The sequence below is a fragment of the Stenotrophomonas sp. YJH_SMC_46 genome (assembly GCF_059370315.1).
On the sequence record NZ_JCAFTO010000005.1, the window covers coordinates 182105 to 201607 of the forward strand.

A 19503-nucleotide genomic window follows, 5' to 3' on the forward strand; every position below is an offset into this window, starting at 1 on the left:
CGATCCTTCGGGAGCGCCACGATAGCAAAGGCGATGGCCGCTGGTTCAGCACGACGCTACCTCCCGCCACCATCGCCGGTGTACGCTCGGGGAACGTACCCGGAAGCGAGGCTGGCATGAAGACGATCCTGGTGGCCGGTTCCAAGGGCGGGGTGGGCAAGACCACCGTCGCCACCCACCTGGCCGCGTACGCGGCATTGCAGGGCAAGGCCACGGTGATTGCCGATGCCGACCTGCAGGGCTCCAGCACCCGCTGGGCACAACGCCGTGCCGGGCTGGAAAGTGCGGTGCTGCCGATCGACGTATATCGGAAGAAGCAGTGGGCGCAGAAGCTGCCCGACGGTACCGACACCGTCATCATCGATGCGCCGGCCGGCGCCCTGGCCGACGATATTCCCCATTTCCTCGACGCTGCCGACGCGGTGGTGGTGCCGGTGCTGCCCTCGGCGCTGGATATCGAAGCCATCGTCGGTTTCCTCAACAGCCTGGCCCAGAACCCGCGCGTGCACAGCCGCAAGCTGCCAGTGGGTCTGGTGCTCAACCGTACCAAGCCCTGGACCCAGACCTCGCAGCAGGCGCTGCAGATGCTGGGTGAATGGCCGTACCCGGTGGTCGCGCAGCTGCGCGACAGCCAGAGCTATGTGGTCATGACCGGCCTTGGCCGCAGCCTGTTCGACTACCGCTCGGCCCAGGTGCGCGAGCACCAGGCCGATTGGGAGCCGCTGCTGTCCTGGCTGAAGCTTTGATGCCTGCATCACCCTTCCTGCTGCATCCTCTTCTTCATGGAAACCCGCGATGCGTGAATTGATCCTGCTGCGCCATGCCCATGCCGAGCCGGCGACCCCCGGCCAGGCCGACCTCGACCGGCCGTTGTCGCCGGTGGGGCTGGCCGAAGCCGAAGCCGCCGGCAAGTGGCTGAAGGAGAACAACCTGCTGCCGGACTGCGTGCTGTGCTCGCCGGCGCGACGTACCCGTGAGACCCTGGAAGCGGTGATGACGGCCATCGGCTATGTCGAGAAGCGCCTGGAAGACCGGATCTACGAAGCCACCCCGGGCACCCTGGCGGCGCTGGTGGACGAGCGTCGCGACCTGGACCGGGTGCTGATCGTGGGCCACAACCCGGGCCTGGAGCAGCTGGTGGCCCTGATGACCGACGGCACCAGCAGCGACTACCGCGGCATGCCGCCGGCCGGCATTGCCGTGCTCGGCTTCCCGCGCGAGGCTTCGATCGAGCCGGGCGTGGCCAGCCTGAACGCGTTCTGGTGGCCGTGATCCAATGAGTCTGGCGCGGCGCAGCCGCTTTCTGCTGCCCGTGCTGCTGGCTTCCGGCGCGGCCTGGCCTGCCGCGCCTCCTCCGCCAACGCCAACGCCAACGCCAACGCCCCTGCCGCCGGTGGTCGCCGAAGCGCATCGGGTCCTGCGCCTGGACACCCAACGCTCGCAGATCGGTTTCGAGGTGCGCACCCGCTTCGGCCAGCGCATCGAAGGTGTGTTCCCGCACTTCGAGGGCCGCATCGAGATCCTCTCCGATGGCCGCCACCAGGTGCACCTCAAGATGTTCACGCGCTCGGTCGAGATCCCCGGCAAGGCGCGCTATACCGGCTGGATGCGCGGCGAGGAATTCTTCGACGCGGGCCGCCACCCGGTGGTCGAGTTCGACTCGCTGCCGTACTGGCCGGAGACCGTGGAAGAGGGGGGTGACATCAACGGCCGGCTGACCCTGCGCGGGGTCAGCCATCCCGAGAAGCTGAGGGTGGAGAAGGCGGAGTGCGCCCGACCCGGCTATGATTGCGACGTCGTCAGCCGCGGTACCGTGCAGCGAGGCCGGTATGGAATGGACAGCTGGCAGCTTGCCTTGAGTGATCGTGTGACCTTCGTATTGCGAGCGCGCCTGAGCGAGGCGCCGAAACCGTGAACCTCCTGCTGCGTGTACTGGCGCTGGCAACCGTGTTGCTGGGCAGCGGTTGTGCATCGCTGTCCAATACCGAGCGCGACCGCGCCGAAGCGATCGCCGTGCAGGCGCGCTCGACCCAGGTCGACTGCCAGCGCGCCGACCGCTGCGCACAGGACTCGCCGCTGCGGGCGTTGGCCGGCCGGGCGTTCACCGAATCCACCCCGGAGCAGCCGCGCCACTACGCCACCCTGCTGGACGAGGGAGAAGGCGCCCTGGTGGCGCGGCTGAACCTGTTGCGCAGCGCCACCCGCAGCATCGACCTGCAGACCTACATCTTCGACAAGGACGACAGCGCCCGGCTGGTCATCGACGAACTGCTGGCTGCATCGCGGCGCGGGGTGAAGGTGCGGGTGCTGATCGACCAGCTCTCGGCGATCTCCGACCTGCAGATCCTCGGCGCGCTGTCCGGCGCCCACCAGAACTTCCAGCTGCGGGTCTACAACCCGACGTTCGGCAAGGCCCGGCTGAACTACTTCGACTATGCCGGCAGCGTGCTGTGCTGCTTCCGGCGCTTCAACCAGCGCATGCACAACAAGCTGCTGGTGATCGACGACGCAATCGGCGTGGTCGGAGGCCGCAACTACCAGGACGACTACTACGACTGGGACCGCGAGTACAACTTCCGCGACCGCGACGTGCTGATTGCCGGCCCCGAGGCGCGTGCGATGGCGGCCAACTTCGATGCCTTCTGGCGTGCCCAGCGCAGCGTGCCGGCCGAGCGCCTGAATGATGTCGGCCGCACCCTGCTGCGCGAGGGCGTGCCGGCGCTGCCCCCCGCCACGTTCCGCCGCCCGGAACGGGTGCAGCGGGTCAGTGCCGAAGCCAATGACATGGACTTCGTCACCCGTTCCTTCGTGGATACCGCGCTGCCGGTGGCCTCGGTGCGCTATGTCGCCGACCTGCCGCGCAAGCACCGGCGCGAGAAGGCCGATGCCCCGCTGGCCGGCCAGCACGTGACCGAGCCCCAGCTGGATGCGCTCATTGCCGGTGCGCAGAAGGAAGTGATCCTGCAGACGCCGTACCTGGTGCTGTCCAAGCCCGCGCAGAAGCTGTTCCGCGAGCTGCGCAAGCGCCCGCAGCCACCGCGCGTGGTGGTGTCGAGCAACAGCCTGGCGGCCACCGACAATCCCATCGTGTATGCGCTGTCGTACAAGTACAAGCGGCGCAACATGCGCGAACTGGGCTTCAACATCTTCGAATACAAGCCGTTCCCGCTGGATGCGCCGGTCGATTACCGCAACCTGCTGCCCGACCCGATCGCCGCCCCCGGGGCAGACGACGACGGCGGCCGCAACCCGCTGATCGGCGGCAGCGCCGCCGGCAGCAATGCCGGGGGGGGCAGCGAGGGGAACCGGGCAACAACGCGCAGGCAGGCAGTGGTGAATCATCCGCGTACCGGCAGTGCCTACCAGAACGCGCGCGAACGCCGCCGCGCGGCCGGCAGCGAGGTGGAAACGCGCCTGCTGCGCACCGAAACGCGGCCCTCGTTCCTGGGCAGCAAGGCGGTCAACAAGCCATTGCCGGTCACCCGCAAGGGCGCGCGCATGGGCCTGCACGCCAAGTCGCTGGTGGTCGACCGCCGCATCGGCGTGGTCGGCACCCACAACTTCGATCCGCGCAGCGAGAACTACAACACCGAAGGCGCGGTGATCATCGATGATCCGGTGTTTGCCGAGCAGCTGGCCGAGAGCATCCTGCGCGATACCCATCCGCAGAACTCCTGGACGGTGGCGCCGCGGGCCAAGCCGCCGGTGCTGTCGGGGCTGAACTACAGCGTCGGCAAAGCCTCCGAAGCGCTGCCGATCCTCGACTTCTGGCCATGGCGCTATGCCACCGACTACGAGTTCAAGCCCGGCCCGGACTGCCCGCAGCCGCTGCCACGGCAGGACCCGGAGTTCCATCGCTGCTACGTTGCCGTCGGCGACTTCCCCGAAGTCAACGTCGGCCCGAAGTGGCTGCTGGTGCGCATGCTGACCGCATTCGGTGCCGGCCTCGTTCCCATTCTCTGAAGGTGACCGCATGACCCAGGTGTTCCGCGAAGCCGTTTCCCTCGAGCAGCTCAATGCGCTCAGCCGCAACACGGCGATCGAATCCCTGGGCATCGTCTTCAGCGCAGCGGGCGAAGACTGGCTGCAGGCCACCATGCCGGTGGACCAGCGCACCCGCCAGCCCTACGGCATCCTGCACGGCGGGGCCTCGGTGGTGCTGGCCGAGACGCTGGGCAGCAGCGCCGGCAACCTGTGCGTGGATACCGCAAAGCAGGTCTGCGTGGGCCTGGAGATCAATGCCAACCACGTGCGGGCGGTGCGCTCGGGGATTGTCACCGGCACCGCCCGCGCACTGCATGTGGGCCGCAGCACCCAGCTGTGGGAGATCCGCATCGAGGACGAGCAGGGTCGCCTGGTATGCATTTCGCGGCTGACCCTGGCGGTGGTGGCGGCCGGCCACGGTTGAGCCCCCGGTCGGGCGTGTTGACGACGGCAGAACCCAGCGTTCCCCACCGATTGCCCCGGTCAATGGCGGTTATGGCCTAAATCGGCTGGCAGCTGCTGCGACGCTCCGGTATCGTGCGCGGATGACTTCCCCCACTCCGGCCCCCCGTGGCGGCGTGGCGCGTGTGTGCCGTTACCTGTACCGCGTACCGCTGCTGTTGGTCCACATCACCGTGTTCCTGCCGCTGATCCTGATCGGCATGCTTCCGCCGTGGGGCGAGCTGCGCGTGGGCGAGGATACCTTCGGGGCGAAGGTGGTGAACTGGTGGCAGGGGGGCCTGATGTGGATCTTCGGCTTCCGCCTGGTGCAGATGGGCGCGCCGCTGCCCGGTGCCGTGCTGTTCGTGGCCAACCATGTCAGCTGGGTGGACATCTGCATCCTGCACAGTCAGCGCATGATGGGCTTCGTCGCCAAGCGCGAAATCGCCAGCTGGCCCCTGGTCGGCTGGCTCGCTGCGCGCGGGCAGACCATCTTCCACCAGCGTGGCAACACCGAGTCGCTGGGCGGGGTGATGCAGGTGATGGCCGATCGCCTGCGTGGCGGCAAGGCAGTGGGCGTGTTCCCGGAAGGGCGCACCCGCGGTGGCCACGAAGTGGGGCCGTTCCATGCCCGCATCTTCCAGGCCGCGGTTGAAACCGGCGTTCCGGTGCAGCCGGTGGCGCTGGTCTATGGGCTCAAGGGTGACGCACAGACCATCGTGGCATTCGGCCCCGGCGAGAGCTTCTTCGCCAATTTCCTGCGCCTGCTCGGTGAGCCGGCGCGGCGTGCGGAAGTGCACTTCCTGGCACCGATCGGTGCACAGGACCTGGAAGGCCGTCGGCGCATCGCGGAGACCTCGCGCGCGCGCATCGTGGCGGCCATGAGCACCGGTTGAGGGCACGGTGGCCCTGGTTCCGCCACCTGTCCTGGACGCCGGGACGCCGACGTTGCATGCGGCTGACTACCAGCCGCCGCGCTGGCTGCGCAACCCGCACCTGCAGTCGATGCTCAGCTCCAGCCGCATGCGCCTGCAGCGCGGCCTGCTGCTGCTGGCGGCCACCGGCGCGGTCAGCGAAGAGCTGATCCTCGACGGCGGCGATGGCGTGCGCCTGCAGGGCTGGCACAGCCATGTCGAAGGCCGCGAACCCAAGGGCATGGCCCTGCTGCTGCATGGCTGGGAGGGCAGTGCCGAATCCAGCTACATGCGCATGGCGGCCGCGCGCATGATCGAACAGGGTTTCGATGTCGTGCGCCTGAACTTCCGCGACCACGGCAACACCCATCACCTGAACCCCGGCATCTTCCACTCCAACCTGATCGATGAAGTGGTGCATGCCGCAGGAGACATCGCCCAGCGCTGGCCGCAGCTGCCGCTGGTGGCGGCCGGCTACTCACTGGGCGGCAATTTCGTGCTGCGCCTGGCCCTGCGCGCGCCGGCCGCCGGCGTGCCGCTGCTGCGCGTGGCCTCGGTGTGCCCGGTGCTGGACCCGGGGCTGACCATGGAGAGCATCGAGAATGGTCCGGCAATGTACGATTGGTACTTCCGACGCAAATGGGCCGGCTCGCTGCGCCGCAAGCGCGATCTGTTCCCCGAGCTGAGCGACTGCGACGACCGCGTGTTGAAGCTGGATATCCGTGCGCTGACCGCCTGGTTGGTTGAACGGCATACCAGCTTTGGCTCGCTGCAGGCCTATTTCGATGGCTACTCGATTGCCGGTGACCGCCTGTCGGCCCTGCAGGTGCCGGCCGACATCCTGATGGCGCAGGACGACCCGGTGATTCCCTATGCGACCTTCAGCGACTGGCAGCTGCCGCGCCACGCGCGCCTGGAGACCGCCTGCTGGGGAGGCCACTGCGGTTTCCTGGAAAACTGGCGGGGCGACGGCTTCTCCGAACGGTGGGTGGCGCAGCGCCTGCAGCGGGTGCTGGCGGGCTGAACCGGCACCGGCGCGTGGACCGCTACAATGCGGGTTTGCACTCGAACCGGACCGCCATGCAAGACCAGATCATCCAAGCGTTGCGCCAGAACCAGGCCGACCAGGCCGTGCAGCTGGCCCAGGCGTGGACCCGTGACGAACCCGGCCAGGCCGGGGCCCACCGCTGGCTGGCGCTTGCGCTGCAGCAGCAGGGCAAGGCCGAAGATGCCATGGAGGCCCTGCAGCAGGCATTGCAGCTGGCCCCCGATGATGCCCAGCTGCACCTGCAGCACGCTGGCCTGCTGCTTGCCCTGCGCCAGTACCAAGGCGCGGACGAGGCACTGGCGCGCACCACCGGCCTCGACCCGAATTCCTTCGCCGCCTACCTGATGCAGGCGCACCTGGCGGTTGGCCGCAATGACTTCGACGAGGCACAACGCCTGTCCACCCTGGCCTCGCGCGTGGAGCCGGACCACCCCGAGCTGCTGACCATCGACGGCATGATCGCGCTGCGCCGCGATGACCCGGACCGTGCGCTGGTGCTGCTGTCGGCAGCCAACAAGGCCCAGCCGAATGACACCCGCGTGCTCTATGCGCTGGGCTTTGCCTACCTTGGCAAGGACATGCTGGCATTCGCCGAGCAGGCGTTCCGCCGCGTGCTGGAACTGAACCCGGCCATCAGCTCGCTGCATGGCCTTGTGGTGCAGCTGGCGCTGCGCCAGGGCAACGTGCCGGCGGCGGCCGAAGCCATGGAGGTGGCCCTGCGGCAGCCGGAGCTGGACGTGCCGGCGATGCGGCGCCTGGCCGGTGAGCTGGCGTTGCGCAACGGCCAGCCGCTGCAGGCGCTGGACCATCTGCTGCCCTTGCTGGAAGCGATCCCCGATGACCGCCAGCTGCTGCAGCTGCTGCTGATGTCCTGGCAGCGCCTTGGCCGCGAAGACGAGGCGCGTGCACGCCTCGACGCTGCCCTGGAGCAGCACCCGCAGCTGCATGATCTGTGGCTGGCGCGCCTGGCCGTGGAAGAAGTTGGCAGCCCCGCTGCCGCGGCGACCGTTGAACGCTGGATGGACGCCATGCCGGGCCACCTGCCGGCGCTGGAAGCACGCCTGCGCCTGCACGACATGGTGGGCGAGCACGAGCAGGCCGAAGCCATTGCCGAGCGTATCGTCAGCATTGAACCGGGGCGTGTCAGTGGCGAAACCCGCCTGGTTGAAGGGTTGCTGCAGCGTGATCCGCCTGCTGCAGTGGCCCGCGTGCAGGCGCTGGTCGAGCAGGCGCCGGAAGCGCATCGCGCCGATCTGCGCACCTGGATGGGCGAGATCCAGGACCGTGCCGGCCAGCCGCAGGAGGCCCTGCGTACCTGGCTGTCGCTGCAGGCCGACCAGGCCCCGCAACGCCTGCCGCTGCCACCGCAGGCCAAGTCTCCGCCAAGCTGGCCGGAGAAGGGTGAGATTGACGGCAACACCAGTTCCGCGCCGATCTTCCTCTGGGGCGCGCCGGGCTCGGGCGTGGAGCGCGTGGCGACCGGCCTGGCGGCCGCCAGCCCGGTGCTGCGCAGCGACCGCTACACCAGCAACCCGCCCGACGATGCGTTCCAGAACTACAACACGCTGCAGGATCTCGCTTCGGGCGTACTGACGCCGGAGCGGCTGGTGCAGCGTTGGCGCGAACAGCTGCCGGCGCGTGGCCTGCAGAGCGATACCGTCATCGACTGGCTGCTGTGGTGGGACAACGCCCTGCTGTGGGCGTTGCGCCCGCAGCTGCCGCAGGGGCGACTGGTGCTGGTGCTGCGTGATCCGCGCGACATGCTGCTGGACTGGGTGGCCTACGGTGCCGCCGCGCCGCTGGCGATGACCTCGCTGGCCGAAGCCAGTGAATGGCTGACCCGCGCGCTGAACCAGATTGCCACGCTGCATGAGGAAGACCTGTACCCCCACGTGCTGCTGCGCATCGACCAGGTCGGCAACGATCCGCAGGCGATGGCCGAACTGCTGGGCCGCCTGTTCGAGCGGCCGATGCCGCCGGCGGCGCAGTTGGGCGCGCCGCGCTTCCCGCCCGGCCACTGGCGCAACTACCGCGACGTGATGAGCGCCGCCTTCGCCCAGCTCACCCCGGTTGCGGTGCGCCTGGGTTACCCGGAAGAGTGAGGAGATCCTGATGCAGCTGACCAGTAACAGCCTGACCAATGGCGCACCGATTGATCGTGAGTTCGCCGCCGGCGACGCCAACGGTTTCGCCCCGGACCGCAACCCGCACCTGGCCTGGAGCGGGGCGCCGGCCGGCACCCGTTCGTTCCTGCTGGTATGCGTGGACCCGGACGTACCGACCGTGCCGGAGACGGTTGGCCGCAGCGACATGAGCGTGCCGCGCGACCAGCCGCGCTGCGATTTCGTGCACTGGGTGATGGCCGATATCCCGGCCACGGTGCAGGAGATCGCCGCTGGCAGCTGCAGCGACGGCTTCGTGGTGAAGGGAAAGCCCACCCCGGCCGGTCCGGCCGGCAGCCGCCAGGGCCTGAACGACTTCACCGGCTGGTTTGCGGGCAACCCGGACATGGCCGGTGATTACCTGGGCTATGACGGCCCGTATCCGCCGTTCAACGACGAGCGCATGCACCGCTACTTCTTCCGGGTATTCGCGCTGGACGTGGCGTCGCTGGACCTGCCGCGGCGCTTCAGCGCCGCCGACGCGTACCGCGCCATGCACGGCCACGTGCTGGCCGAAGCCGCACTGCACGGCACCTACACGTTGAACCCGGCGCTGTAACCGCAACCCCGGTAGCGCCGGCCGCGGGCCGGCGTTGCTTTCGGTAGCGTCGAGCCATGCTCGGCTGCTTTTCCCGATAGACAGCAGCCGAGCATGGGCTCGGCTCTACAACGCACAACGAAGAAGGGCGGCCTCTCGGCCGCCCTTCCATCGTTTTATTTCTTCTCGATGGCCGACTCGACCACCATGTCCAGCACGTACGCCTGCGACGGCGCATCGGCCGGCGGGTTCTTCACCTCGTAGCGCTTCACGCGCACCACGTTGCGCACGCCGTCTTCGTGGGTGTAGCCCTCGATGGTGCCGTAGAAGTTCTCGAACTTGCCCGGCTCGCCCTGCTTCAGGCCCTTGTCGTCGAACTTCACTTCACGCACCTGCAGGCACTGGTAGTCCGGGATCAGCGGGTGCGAGCACTTCTCGGTCTTCGCGGCCACTTCCAGGAACACGGTTTCGCCGGCGCCGCCGTAACGGGTTTCAGCGGTCGGTTCCGGGTTGAAGACCAGCGTGTCGCCCTTGGCGGTGGTCAGGGTCAGCTTGCCATCAGCGTCCTGCTCGGCCTTCAGTTCGCCCTGCAGGCGGCTCGACACGGCCTCGTCCAGCGCCATCAGCGCCTTGTCGGTGCAGGCCATCATGGTCGAGGCCATCGCGCTGACGGCCAGCTTGCCAGCGTCGAAGGTGTAACCACCGCCCATGCGGTTGCAGGTGTTGCTGACCGACAGGCGGCCGTCAGCGAAGTCGAGGGTGACCGGCTTGTCCTGGCGGGCGAACAGCGCGTCGATGCGCTTGCCGTCGGCGCCGGTGGCCTGCTGCAGCAGCCAGTGCTGGCTCTGCAGGCGCTGCGCGTCCAGATGCGCCAGCGTCTGCTGGTCCGCTGCCTTGGCCGCGGCCGGGGCCACGTCATCGCCGCCCGTGCCGGCCGGGGCCGGGGTCTGGCTGCACGCGGCCATCAGGGCCAGCGGGAGGAGCAGGGTGAGCTTGCGGTTCATGGTGATTCTCCTTGGGGAACCGTGGGGGAAACGGGGTGGGGCCGGCATTGGGGTTACCGTGCCCTGGTGCTGTTCAGCTGCCGGAGGGCAACCACAGCAGCAGCGCCGCGCCCAGCGCGATGCGGTAGAGGGCGAAGGCCGTGAACCTGTGCGACTTGATGTAGCCCATCAGCCACTTCACTACGACGAAGCCGGTGACGGCCGCGGCAAGGAAGGCCACGCCCACCTCGGTCCAGTTCTCGCTGCCCAGCTGCCCGGCCTTGGCCATTTCCAGGAAGGTGTAGGCGCTGGCGGCGAACATGGTGGGAATGCCGACCAGGAACACGAACTCGGCGGCAGCGGCGCGACGGCTCAGGCCCAGCAGCATGGCCAGGAAGATCGCCGAGGCCGAGCGCGAGGTACCGGGGAACACGCCGGCCACGACCTGCGCCAGGCCCACGCCGATCGCCACTGTCCAGGTCACCTGGTCGCGGTCGGGCAGGCGCGCGGTGTAGGCCTCCACCAGCAGCATCCAGACACCGCCGATGATCAGCGCCCAGGCCACAGGACTGACCGTCTCCGGCAGCGACCAGCCGGCTTTGCGTACCACCAGGCCGACCACGGCGGTGACCAGGAACGCAGCCCCCAGCTTGAATACATACTCCCGGTTCTCACGCTGGTTGAAGCCGGTGGCCAGCTGCAGCAGGCGCTGGCGGAACACCAGCACCACCGCGACGATCGCGCCGGCCTGGATGACGATGTTGAAGAAGTCCGAGCGGGCACCCAGCCAGTGCTGGGCAATGAGCAGATGGCCGGTGCTGGAGATCGGCAGGAATTCGGTCAAGCCTTCGAGGATGCCCAGCAGCAGGGCAGAGAGCAGGTCGGACATGGACGGTGCGGGCACGCGCGGCAGGAAGGAAGAAGGTCGAGAGGATAGACGATCCCTGCTGCACCAAACGGGTGCGCCTGCTGCCGACTGCACCCGTTTGGTGCGCGCTGTTCCGCACCGGTGCGGGGCGGGCTTAGGGAAATCAACGACTTGCGGGTCGCAAAAAGTTGGCACGGTCATTGCTGTACCTCAGCAGGCATTCATCCCCATCCGAGGTCGTACCGATGTCCGTTGAAAACGTTGAGAAGCTGATCAAGGACAACCAGATCGAATTCGTCGATCTGCGTTTCGTGGACATGCGTGGCGTCGAGCAGCACGTCACCTTCCCGGTCAGCATCGTCGAGCCGTCGCTGTTCGAAGAAGGCAAGATGTTCGACGGCAGCTCGATCGCCGGCTGGAAGGGCATCAACGAATCGGACATGGTGCTGCTGCCGGACCCGTCCAGCGCCTACGTCGATCCGTTCTACGCCGATCCGACCCTGGTGATCAGCTGTGACATCCTCGATCCGGCCACCATGCAGGCCTATGGCCGCTGCCCGCGCGGCATCGCCAAGCGTGCCGAGGCCTACCTGAAGTCCTCCGGCATCGCCGAAACCGCGTTCTTCGGCCCGGAGCCGGAATTCTTCATCTTCGACTCGGTCCGTTTCGCCAACGAAATGGGCAACACCTTCTTCAAGGTCGACTCGGAAGAAGCGGCATGGAACAGCGGCGCCAAGTATGACGGCGCCAACAGCGGCTACCGTCCCGGCGTGAAGGGCGGCTACTTCCCGGTTCCGCCGACCGACACCCTGCACGACCTGCGCGCCGAGATGTGCAAGACCCTCGAACAGGTCGGCATCGAAGTGGAAGTGCAGCATCACGAAGTGGCCACCGCCGGCCAGTGCGAGATCGGCACCAAGTTCAGCACCCTGGTGCAGAAGGCCGACGAGCTGCTGCGCATGAAGTACGTCATCAAGAACGTCGCGCATCGCAACGGCAAGACTGTCACCTTCATGCCCAAGCCGATCGTCGGTGACAACGGCAGCGGCATGCATGTGCACCAGTCGCTGTCCAAGGGCGGCACCAACCTGTTCTCCGGTGACGGCTACGGTGGCCTGAGCCAGCTGGCGCTGTGGTACATCGGCGGCATCTTCAAGCACGCCAAGGCCATCAATGCCTTCGCCAACTCGGGCACCAACAGCTACAAGCGCCTGGTGCCGGGCTTCGAAGCGCCGGTGATGCTGGCCTACTCGGCCCGCAACCGTTCGGCCTCGTGCCGCATTCCGTGGGTGTCCAATCCGAAGGCGCGCCGCATCGAAATGCGCTTCCCCGACCCGATCCAGTCCGGCTACCTGACCTTCACCGCGCTGATGATGGCCGGCCTGGACGGCATCAAGAACCAGATCGACCCGGGCGCACCGAGCGACAAGGACCTGTACGACCTGCCGCCGGAGGAAGAGAAGCTGATCCCGCAGGTCTGCTCCTCGCTGGACCAGGCGCTGGAAGCGCTGGACAAGGACCGCGAGTTCCTGAAGGCCGGTGGCGTGATGAGCGATGACTTCATCGACGGCTACATCGCGCTGAAGATGCAGGAAGTGACCAAGTTCCGCGCGGCCACCCACCCGCTGGAATACCAGCTGTACTACGCCAGCTGACCGGATGCGATGGCGGTGGGCTTCCCCTCCCACCCGCCGCCATCGCTTCCGTTCTCGCGGCTGGGGAGCCGCAAGGCGGCCGCAGGCCCGCCGTTGTAGAGCGGACTGTCAGTCCGCTGCATTGGAACGCGGGCCTTTGGCCCGCTTATCCAGGGGCAAGAGAAAGACCGGATACGCGACCAGGGCCGCCCTCCCTCCCGCGTCGGTCGTGCAAGGAGAGAGGCACGGCCGTCCCGGCCCTGTACGTGTCCGGTGCAACAGCCACGGTCATCATCCTGATGACCCGTGGTTGCCTGATGCCAACGCGCGCTGGCGCGCTGGCCCCATCCACCCTCGGGACATGCGCATGAAACTGATCTCCGCCATCATCCGACCGTTCAAGCTCGACGAGGTCCGCGAGGCCCTGTCCGATGCAGGCGTGTCGGGCATCACCGTGACCGAAGTGAAAGGTTTCGGTCGCCAGAAGGGCCACACCGAGCTGTATCGCGGTGCCGAGTACGTTGTCGACTTCCTGCCCAAGATCAAGATCGAAACCGTCGTCACCGACGAACGTGCCGACGCGGTGATCGAAGCGATCCAGTCGTCTGCCGGCACCGGCAAGATCGGTGACGGCAAGATCTTCGTGACCGCTGTCGAGCAGGTCATCCGCATCCGCACCGGCGAAATCGGCGCCGACGCGCTGTAAGCCCCCTTCCGGAGACTCCCCCATGAAGATGCGCCTTCTCACCGGGTGGCAAGCCCGGTTCCATCTGGTGTGCCTGTTGATGCTGCTCAGCGCGCTGGCCGCTGGTGCCTGGCCGGGCAGCGCCCACGCCCAGGCACAGGTGTCGCCGCTGCCGAGCGAAACCGTGGCGGTCGAGCCGCTGCACGATCCGGCCGCCACCGCCACCGCCGCCGCGCCGGCCGTGGCCGAAGCGGCCGCTGCCTATGATCGTGGCGACGTCGCCTGGATGCTCACCTCCACCCTGCTGGTGCTGTTGATGGTGGTTCCAGGCCTGGCCCTGTTCTATGGCGGCCTGGTGCGTTCGAAGAACGTGCTGTCGGTGCTCAGCCAGATCCTGGTGGTGTTCTCGCTGGTGCTGCTGCTGTGGGTGGCCTATGGCTACAGTGCGGTGTTCAGCGCCGGCAATCCGTTCTTCGGCTCGTTCACCGAATTCGCCTTCCTCAAGGGCTTCACTCCGGACTCGGTGGGCAATACGCCGATCAAGGGCCTGCCGGATTACCTGTTCGTCGCCTTCCAGTCGACCTTCGCCGGCATCACCACCGCGCTGATCGTCGGTGCCTTCGCCGAGCGCATCAAGTTCCGTGCGGTACTGCTGTTCTCGGCACTGTGGTTCACCCTCAGCTACATCCCGATGGCGCACATCGTCTGGGGCGGCGGCTACCTGGGTGAACTGGGCGCGATCGACTTCGCCGGTGGCACCGTGGTCCACATCAATGCGGGCGTGGCCGGCCTGGTCGGCGCGTGGCTCGTCGGCAAGCGCCTGGGCTACGGCCAGACCGCGCTGAAGCCGCACAACGTACCGTTTACCTACATCGGCGCGATGCTGCTGTGGGTAGGCTGGTTCGGCTTCAACGCCGGTTCCGCCGCTGCGGCCGATACGGTGGCCTCGCTGGCCTTCCTCAATACCGTGCTGGCCACCGCCGCCGCCGTGCTCGGCTGGACCCTGGTGGAAGCGATCGGCAAGGGCAAGCCGTCGGCGCTGGGTGCAGCCTCGGGTGCGGTGGCCGGCCTGGTCGGCATCACCCCGGCCTGTGGCACGGTCGGCCCGCTTGGCGCGATCGTGATCGGCTTCGTCGCCGGCGTGATCTGCGTGTGGGGCGTGACCGGCCTCAAGCGCCTGCTGAAGGTGGACGACACCGCCGACGTGTTCGGTGTGCATGGTGTCGGCGGCATCGTCGGCGCGATCCTCACCGGCGTGTTCAGCGCGCAGTCGCTGGGCGGCACCAAGGCCGATCTGGATATCGGCCACCAGGTGTGGGTGCAGGTGGTCAGCGTCGGCCTGACCGTGCTGTGGTCGGCGGTGGTGACCGCGGTCATCCTGCTGCTGGTAAAGGTCGTGGTGGGCCTGCGCGTGACCGAAGAAGCAGAGCGCACTGGCCTGGATGTGACTTCGCACGGCGAGTCTGCCTACGAGGCCTGAGGTAGCGGCGTACTGACGTGGTGGGTGCCGACCGTTGGTCGGCACTTCCCCTGTCTTGGTTCTGGTAGGTGCCAAGCTTGCTTGGCACAGGGTCCGGGTCTGCTCTGGTGGGTGCCGACCGTTGGCTGGCACGGCCGGAGTGGCGCATCCACGCATGGCGTGGATCTACCGAATCTTTCTTGTGACATGCACCCTAGCGCCAGATCGCGCACAATCAGGCCATGCCTCCGATCCGCACCACACTGATGCTCTCGGCCTGCCTGTTGCTGGCCGCCTGCGCTTCCACGCCACGGGAAACGCGCAACCCGCTCGCCACCTGGGTGCCTTCGCCCAACCAGAACGCGCGCACGCCGGTCATCATCGTCATCCACCACACCGAGCAGAAATCGGTGCAGCAGAGCCTGCATACGCTGCGTACCGCCAACAGCGGTGGACCGGTCAGCGCGCACTACCTGATCGGCGCCGATGGCCATCGCTACCAGCTCGTCGCCGATGAGCGCCGTGCCTGGCATGCCGGCGCCGGGCGATGGGGCACCATCACCGATCTCAACTCGGCCTCGATCGGCATCGAGCTCGACAACGATGGCCGCAGCCCGTTCAGTGCGGCGCAGATCGAATCGCTGATCGTGCTGCTGCGTGACCTCACCACCCGCCTGAACATCCCGCCGCGCCAGGTGATCGCCCACGCCGACCTGGCACCGACGCGCAAGCAGGATCCGAGCCGCTTCTTCCCGTGGCAACAGCTGGCCGAGGCCGGCTTCGGCGTGTGGCCGCGCGCGGCCGACGGCGCGGCACCGGAAGGCTTCGACGCGTGGAATGCGCTGGCCCGCTTCGGCTATCCACTGGACAACCGAGAAGCCACCGTCGCCGCCTTCCACCGCCGTTTCCGTGGCCGCGACGACCTGCCCAAGACGCTGGATGCCGAGGACGCCCGCATCCTGCATTCCTTGCTGCTGCAGATGCCGTGACTCCGCGCATGAACGCTTGACCCCGCGCCGGGTTGCCGCCCAGCGGCCGGCCCGCCACCATGGCGGCATGATCGATTCCGCTACCTTCTTCAAGCGCAAGCACTGGACCCTGTTGGCAGCGGCGGTGCTCGCCGGTTGCGCCACCACTGCTCCCCGCACGGGTTCCGAGGCGCCCACGGCGACCTCACCGCCGGCGGCCACCTACGCCAAGGTCGACTGGAAAGCCCTGCCAGCGGTCTCAAACAGCGATTTGCAGGCCGGCTTCGTTGCCTGGCGCAGCAGCTGCACCCGCCTGAAGAACGACGCCGCCTGGGCCAAGCCCTGTGCCACCGCCGCAGCCGTGTCAGACAAGGACCCGGCCGCGATCCGCCAGTTCCTGCAGCGCGACCTCGATGCCTATGCGCTGCGTGCCGGTGGCCGTCAGGCCGACGGATTGATCACCGGTTACTACGAGCCGATCTACCCCGGCAGCCTTACCCGTACCGATAAGGCCACGGTGCCGGTGTACGGCACGCCGGATGATCTGATCGTGGTGCAGCTGGACAGCCTCTACCCGGAACTGAAGGGCAAGCGCCTGCGCGGGCGGGTTGAGGGCAAGGTGCTCAAGCCCTATGACGATGCCGGCACCATCGCCGCCAAAGGCGTAAAGGCGCCGGTGCTGGCCTGGCTGACCGACCCGATGGACCTGCAGCTGCTGCAGATCCAAGGGTCCGGCCGCGTGCGCCTGGCTGATGGCACGCAGGTGCGGCTGGCCTATGCCGAGCAGAACGGCCACCCCTATCGCGCGATCGGTCGCTGGCTGGTGGACCAGGGCCAGCTGAAGAAGGAAGACGTCACCATGGACGCGATCCGCGCCTGGGCCCGGGCCCATCCCGCGCGCGTGCCGGAACTGCTGCGCAGCAACCCCAGCTACGTGTTCTTCGTGCGCACTCCGGACAGCCCGGAAGGTCCGCGTGGTTCACTGAACGTACCGCTCACCGCCGGCTACAGCGTGGCGGTGGATCGCACCGTGGTACCGCTGGGCAGCCTGCTGTGGCTGTCCACCACGCGCCCGGACGGCAGCCCGGTGGTGCGCCCGGTGGCCGCGCAGGACACTGGCGGTGCCATAGCCGGCGAAGTGCGCGCCGACCTGTACTGGGGCAGCGGCGAAGCCGCCGGCAAGCTGGCCGGCGACATGAAGCAGAAGGGCAACATCTGGATGTTGTGGCCGAAGGGCGTGGCGTTGCCAGCGCCGGCCCGCTGAAGCGCCCACCTGCGCGCTGCGAGGTCGGGCGATAATGGCGCCATTCCGCACTTTCCGGCCGCGCCAGCGGCCAGGGCTCCTGCAATGACCTACTCAAAGCACAACGCAAAACCCGGCGCGAAGTCCGCCGCAAAGAAGTACTACAAGCACTGGGCCGAATCGGGCCTGGGCAAGGGCAACGTGCTGATGGAAGCGCGCGGCGAGAAGATCGTGCGGCAGGTGGAAATCTACGGCACCAGGATGGTCTGGGCCGACGAGCATGCCCACAGCGACGACCGCTTCCTGCTGGCCGACCAGCCGGTGTCGTTCCTGGATTTCGACGAGGACGACGAAATCTCCGCGCGTGAATTCGAAGCCGCCTGGAAGAAGGCACGGGAAGCCACCGGCTACCCGGTGTAATCCCCCCGGCTCCCGCCCTTGTAGCGCCGAGCTTTGCTCGACGCTGCAAAAGCGGGCGCGTGAAATGTTATATGATTACATTTCACCGTAACCGCCCTTTCCCATGACTCCCACCCTTTTGGCCGCCTTGGCGGCCGCGCCGTTCGCCCCTGAAGCTTTCGCACAGTCCGCCGATGCCGCGCTCACCCTCGGCAAGGTGCAGGTGCACCAGCACGGCGAAGGCCAGCTCAGTGCGCACCAGGTACTGACTTCGGTGGACGTGCTCGGCGCGGACCAGATCGAAGACCGCAACGTCTCGCACAGCTGGGAGCTGCTGGGGCAGATGCCCGGCATCCAGCTCACCGAAACGCGGCAGGGTGCCGAATCGGGCAAGGTCAGCTTCCGCGCCTTCAACGGCGAGGGCTACCTCAACGCGATCAAGACCCTCATTGACGGCATCCCCAGCAACGTCAACAGCGGCAACCAGCGCTTCATCGACATGCTGTTCCCGCTGGACATCAGCTACATCGAAGTGGTGCGCGGTACCAACGACCCGCGCTACGGCCTGCACAACATCGGCGGCAACGTGAACTTCGGTACGCGCCAGGGCGGCACCTACACCGACGTGCGACTGGCCTATGGCAGCTACAACACCCGAGATGCACAGCTGGCAGTCGGCCGCGAAGCCAATGGCTTCGCGCAGAACTATTTCGTCGGCACCCAGGCCAGCGACGGCTACCGCGATCACGATGCCTCGAAGAAGTATTCGCTGGGCGGCAAGTGGTTCCATGGCTCGCTGGACGACGGCCTGCGCGTGGGCCTGACCGCGCGCGCGTACCACCACGAAGCCGACGAACCCGGCTTCATGACCGCCGAGGAGCTGCGTACGCACCGCCGTGGCAGCGACCTGCGCAACGGCAACGATGGCGATGAACGCGACATGCGCCAGATCGCCGCGCACCTGGACATGAAACTGTCCGACGCGCTCACCTTCGGCACGCGGCTGTACTACAACCGCTACGAAGACGATCGCCGCGTGACCTTCAGCGACCTGCCCACCGGCAACCTGCCGCGCCAGCGCCGCGTGTGGGATGAGCGCCAGACCGGCCTGCTCAGCACGCTCACCTGGCAGGCCAGCCCCGCGCTTACCGTCGAAGGCGGCCTGAACTACGAGCAGCAGGACAACGGCTACCTCCGCGAGCGCTACGCCTACGCCGAACCCACCGATTTCAGCCAGGCACCGGCGCGCGTGCAGAACAACGACCGCCACAGCTTCGACAACTGGGGTGCCTACGTGCAGGCCATCTACCAGCCCGGCGAGGCGTGGAAGATCGTGCCGGCCTACCGTATCGACCGCTTCAGTGGTAGCACGCACCTGATTAGCGGCATCAGCGGCCGCCTGCAGGACTACGGCACGATCGGCCAGCCCAAGCTGAGCATCATCCACAGCCTGGGCCAGACCACCCACGTCTACGCGAACTGGGGCCGCACCTTCCAGGTGCTGACCGGGTCCACCGCACCGGCCTACCTCACCCCGGGACAGGCACCGATGCAGCCGTCCACCAACACCGGCATGGAGCTGGGCCTGAAGTTCCAGCCGTTCGCGGGCGCCCAGGCACGCCTGGCGGTGTGGCAGCAGGATGCAGAGAACGAGGTATCCAACATGCCGGCTACCGGTACGACGGCCACCTTGGGCAAGACCCGCCGGCGCGGCGTGGATGCGCAGTTGAGCCTGCAACTGGGCGACGACTGGACGGTGTGGGCGTCGCACGCCTACCAGGAAGCGAAGATCACCCGCGACGACCGCGATGCCGGCGTTTCCCTGCAGGGACGCGAAGTGGCTGCCACCCCGCGCCACATCAGCAATCTGGGCGTGGATTACCGCGCCGGTGATGCGCTGCGGCTGGGCCTGCAGGCGCGTGCACAGGGCGATTACTACCTGGAAGAGCGCAACGTAGCCGGCAAGTTCGGTGGCTTCGCCGTGCTCGACCTCAGTGCTGCCTACCAGCTCACCCCGCGATTCAGCGTGGACCTGCAGCTGAAGAACGCCACCAATCGCCAGTACGCCTACGCCTGGTACGACAGCTTCTTCTGGGACAGCGCCCGCCCGATGTTTTCGCCGGCCCCGGGACGCAGTGTGTTCGTCGGCCTCAACATGAAGCTGTAACCGGCCACGC

Annotated in this window: 18 protein-coding genes; 16 read left to right on the plus strand and 2 right to left on the minus strand. The window is 67.5% G+C overall.

Translation table 11 applies throughout. The features are described 5' to 3' along the window. The first annotated feature begins 116 nt into the window (after nucleotides 1-116). From AC5P8C_RS16495 to AC5P8C_RS16535, 9 genes are all read left to right on the plus strand, one after another. Nucleotides 117-746, plus strand: a complete 630-nt coding sequence (locus AC5P8C_RS16495) for a ParA family protein (RefSeq protein WP_495219117.1) — start codon at nucleotides 117-119, stop codon at nucleotides 744-746. Between the two features lie 49 nt (nucleotides 747-795). After that, the gene (locus tag AC5P8C_RS16500; RefSeq protein ID WP_019661948.1) at nucleotides 796-1272 is read left to right on the plus strand and encodes a SixA phosphatase family protein; all 477 of its coding nucleotides are present in this window, start codon (nucleotides 796-798) and stop codon (nucleotides 1270-1272) included. A 4-nt stretch (nucleotides 1273-1276) separates the two neighbouring features. Further along, on the plus strand, nucleotides 1277-1915 hold the full coding sequence (locus AC5P8C_RS16505; protein WP_180877370.1) for a YceI family protein: 639 nt from the start codon (nucleotides 1277-1279) through the stop codon (nucleotides 1913-1915). Then, on the plus strand, nucleotides 1912-3963 hold the full coding sequence (locus AC5P8C_RS16510) for a phospholipase D family protein (RefSeq protein ID WP_227852947.1): 2052 nt from the start codon (nucleotides 1912-1914) through the stop codon (nucleotides 3961-3963). Before AC5P8C_RS16505 ends, AC5P8C_RS16510 begins: the two co-directional genes overlap by 4 nt. Before the next feature lie 10 nt (nucleotides 3964-3973). Then, nucleotides 3974-4408: a hotdog fold thioesterase gene (locus tag AC5P8C_RS16515; protein WP_021204081.1), complete on the plus strand. Its 435-nt coding sequence runs from the start codon at nucleotides 3974-3976 to the stop codon at nucleotides 4406-4408. Nucleotides 4409-4529: 121 nt separating this feature from the next. Continuing rightward, on the plus strand, nucleotides 4530-5321 hold the full coding sequence (locus AC5P8C_RS16520; RefSeq protein ID WP_058980256.1) for a lysophospholipid acyltransferase family protein: 792 nt from the start codon (nucleotides 4530-4532) through the stop codon (nucleotides 5319-5321). A 52-nt stretch (nucleotides 5322-5373) separates the two neighbouring features. Continuing rightward, nucleotides 5374-6363: a YheT family hydrolase gene (locus tag AC5P8C_RS16525; protein ID WP_026347255.1), complete on the plus strand. Its 990-nt coding sequence runs from the start codon at nucleotides 5374-5376 to the stop codon at nucleotides 6361-6363. Between the two features lie 56 nt (nucleotides 6364-6419). Continuing rightward, nucleotides 6420-8489 carry a tetratricopeptide repeat protein gene (locus AC5P8C_RS16530; RefSeq protein WP_026347254.1) on the plus strand — a complete coding sequence of 690 codons (2070 nt, stop codon included), beginning with the start codon at nucleotides 6420-6422 and terminating at the stop codon, nucleotides 8487-8489. Between the two features lie 10 nt (nucleotides 8490-8499). Continuing rightward, the gene (locus AC5P8C_RS16535; protein ID WP_019661941.1) at nucleotides 8500-9108 is read left to right on the plus strand and encodes a YbhB/YbcL family Raf kinase inhibitor-like protein; all 609 of its coding nucleotides are present in this window, start codon (nucleotides 8500-8502) and stop codon (nucleotides 9106-9108) included. 155 nt (nucleotides 9109-9263) lie between these two features. On the opposite strand, the gene AC5P8C_RS16540 is transcribed toward AC5P8C_RS16535, so the two are convergent. Both AC5P8C_RS16540 and AC5P8C_RS16545 read right to left on the minus strand, forming a co-directional pair. After that, the gene (locus AC5P8C_RS16540) at nucleotides 9264-10091 is read right to left on the minus strand and encodes an META and DUF4377 domain-containing protein (RefSeq protein ID WP_019661940.1); all 828 of its coding nucleotides are present in this window, start codon (nucleotides 10089-10091) and stop codon (nucleotides 9264-9266) included. A 73-nt stretch (nucleotides 10092-10164) separates the two neighbouring features. Beyond that, a complete protein-coding gene (locus AC5P8C_RS16545; RefSeq protein ID WP_026347253.1) occupies nucleotides 10165-10959 on the minus strand; it encodes an undecaprenyl-diphosphate phosphatase in 795 nt (264 codons plus the stop codon). A gap of 224 nt (nucleotides 10960-11183) precedes the next feature. Here AC5P8C_RS16545 and glnA point away from each other — a divergent pair, with 224 nt between their 5' ends. The 7 genes from glnA (at nucleotide 11184) to AC5P8C_RS16580 (ending at nucleotide 19493) form a co-directional block, all read left to right on the plus strand. Next, nucleotides 11184-12593, plus strand: a complete 1410-nt coding sequence (gene glnA / locus AC5P8C_RS16550) for a type I glutamate--ammonia ligase (RefSeq protein WP_019661939.1) — start codon at nucleotides 11184-11186, stop codon at nucleotides 12591-12593. 346 nt (nucleotides 12594-12939) lie between these two features. After that, entirely contained in the window at nucleotides 12940-13278 is a 339-nt protein-coding gene (locus AC5P8C_RS16555; protein ID WP_004134334.1) for a P-II family nitrogen regulator, read from the plus strand. A gap of 22 nt (nucleotides 13279-13300) precedes the next feature. Next, entirely contained in the window at nucleotides 13301-14737 is a 1437-nt protein-coding gene (gene amt / locus AC5P8C_RS16560) for an ammonium transporter (protein WP_019661937.1), read from the plus strand. Between the two features lie 221 nt (nucleotides 14738-14958). Beyond that, on the plus strand, nucleotides 14959-15705 hold the full coding sequence (locus tag AC5P8C_RS16565) for an N-acetylmuramoyl-L-alanine amidase (protein WP_019661936.1): 747 nt from the start codon (nucleotides 14959-14961) through the stop codon (nucleotides 15703-15705). Between the two features lie 67 nt (nucleotides 15706-15772). Further along, entirely contained in the window at nucleotides 15773-16948 is a 1176-nt protein-coding gene (gene mltA / locus AC5P8C_RS16570) for a murein transglycosylase A (RefSeq protein ID WP_026347252.1), read from the plus strand. Between the two features lie 84 nt (nucleotides 16949-17032). Further along, on the plus strand, nucleotides 17033-17347 hold the full coding sequence (locus AC5P8C_RS16575) for a hypothetical protein (protein ID WP_019661934.1): 315 nt from the start codon (nucleotides 17033-17035) through the stop codon (nucleotides 17345-17347). Nucleotides 17348-17450: 103 nt separating this feature from the next. Then, nucleotides 17451-19493 carry a TonB-dependent receptor gene (locus AC5P8C_RS16580; protein WP_495219118.1) on the plus strand — a complete coding sequence of 681 codons (2043 nt, stop codon included), beginning with the start codon at nucleotides 17451-17453 and terminating at the stop codon, nucleotides 19491-19493. Nucleotides 19494-19503: the final 10 nt, after the last annotated feature.

Bases quoted from the DNA above. Each gene is read 5' to 3' on its own strand.
- AC5P8C_RS16520 (WP_058980256.1), top strand. From the start codon at position 4,530: ATGACTTCCCCCACTCCGGCCCCCCGTGGCGGCGTGGCGCGTGTGTGC.
- AC5P8C_RS16500 (WP_019661948.1), top strand. From the start codon at position 796: ATGCGTGAATTGATCCTGCTGCGCCATGCCCATGCCGAGCCGGCGACC.
- AC5P8C_RS16505 (WP_180877370.1), top strand. From the start codon at position 1,277: ATGAGTCTGGCGCGGCGCAGCCGCTTTCTGCTGCCCGTGCTGCTGGCT.
- AC5P8C_RS16580 (WP_495219118.1), top strand. From the start codon at position 17,451: ATGACTCCCACCCTTTTGGCCGCCTTGGCGGCCGCGCCGTTCGCCCCT.
- AC5P8C_RS16530 (WP_026347254.1), top strand. From the start codon at position 6,420: ATGCAAGACCAGATCATCCAAGCGTTGCGCCAGAACCAGGCCGACCAG.
- AC5P8C_RS16540 (WP_019661940.1), bottom strand. From the start codon at position 10,091: ATGAACCGCAAGCTCACCCTGCTCCTCCCGCTGGCCCTGATGGCCGCG.
- AC5P8C_RS16515 (WP_021204081.1), top strand. From the start codon at position 3,974: ATGACCCAGGTGTTCCGCGAAGCCGTTTCCCTCGAGCAGCTCAATGCG.
- amt (WP_019661937.1), top strand. From the start codon at position 13,301: ATGAAGATGCGCCTTCTCACCGGGTGGCAAGCCCGGTTCCATCTGGTG.
- mltA (WP_026347252.1), top strand. From the start codon at position 15,773: ATGATCGATTCCGCTACCTTCTTCAAGCGCAAGCACTGGACCCTGTTG.
- AC5P8C_RS16535 (WP_019661941.1), top strand. From the start codon at position 8,500: ATGCAGCTGACCAGTAACAGCCTGACCAATGGCGCACCGATTGATCGT.
- AC5P8C_RS16545 (WP_026347253.1), bottom strand. From the start codon at position 10,959: ATGTCCGACCTGCTCTCTGCCCTGCTGCTGGGCATCCTCGAAGGCTTG.
- AC5P8C_RS16495 (WP_495219117.1), top strand. From the start codon at position 117: ATGAAGACGATCCTGGTGGCCGGTTCCAAGGGCGGGGTGGGCAAGACC.
- AC5P8C_RS16555 (WP_004134334.1), top strand. From the start codon at position 12,940: ATGAAACTGATCTCCGCCATCATCCGACCGTTCAAGCTCGACGAGGTC.
- glnA (WP_019661939.1), top strand. From the start codon at position 11,184: ATGTCCGTTGAAAACGTTGAGAAGCTGATCAAGGACAACCAGATCGAA.
- AC5P8C_RS16575 (WP_019661934.1), top strand. From the start codon at position 17,033: ATGACCTACTCAAAGCACAACGCAAAACCCGGCGCGAAGTCCGCCGCA.
- AC5P8C_RS16565 (WP_019661936.1), top strand. From the start codon at position 14,959: ATGCCTCCGATCCGCACCACACTGATGCTCTCGGCCTGCCTGTTGCTG.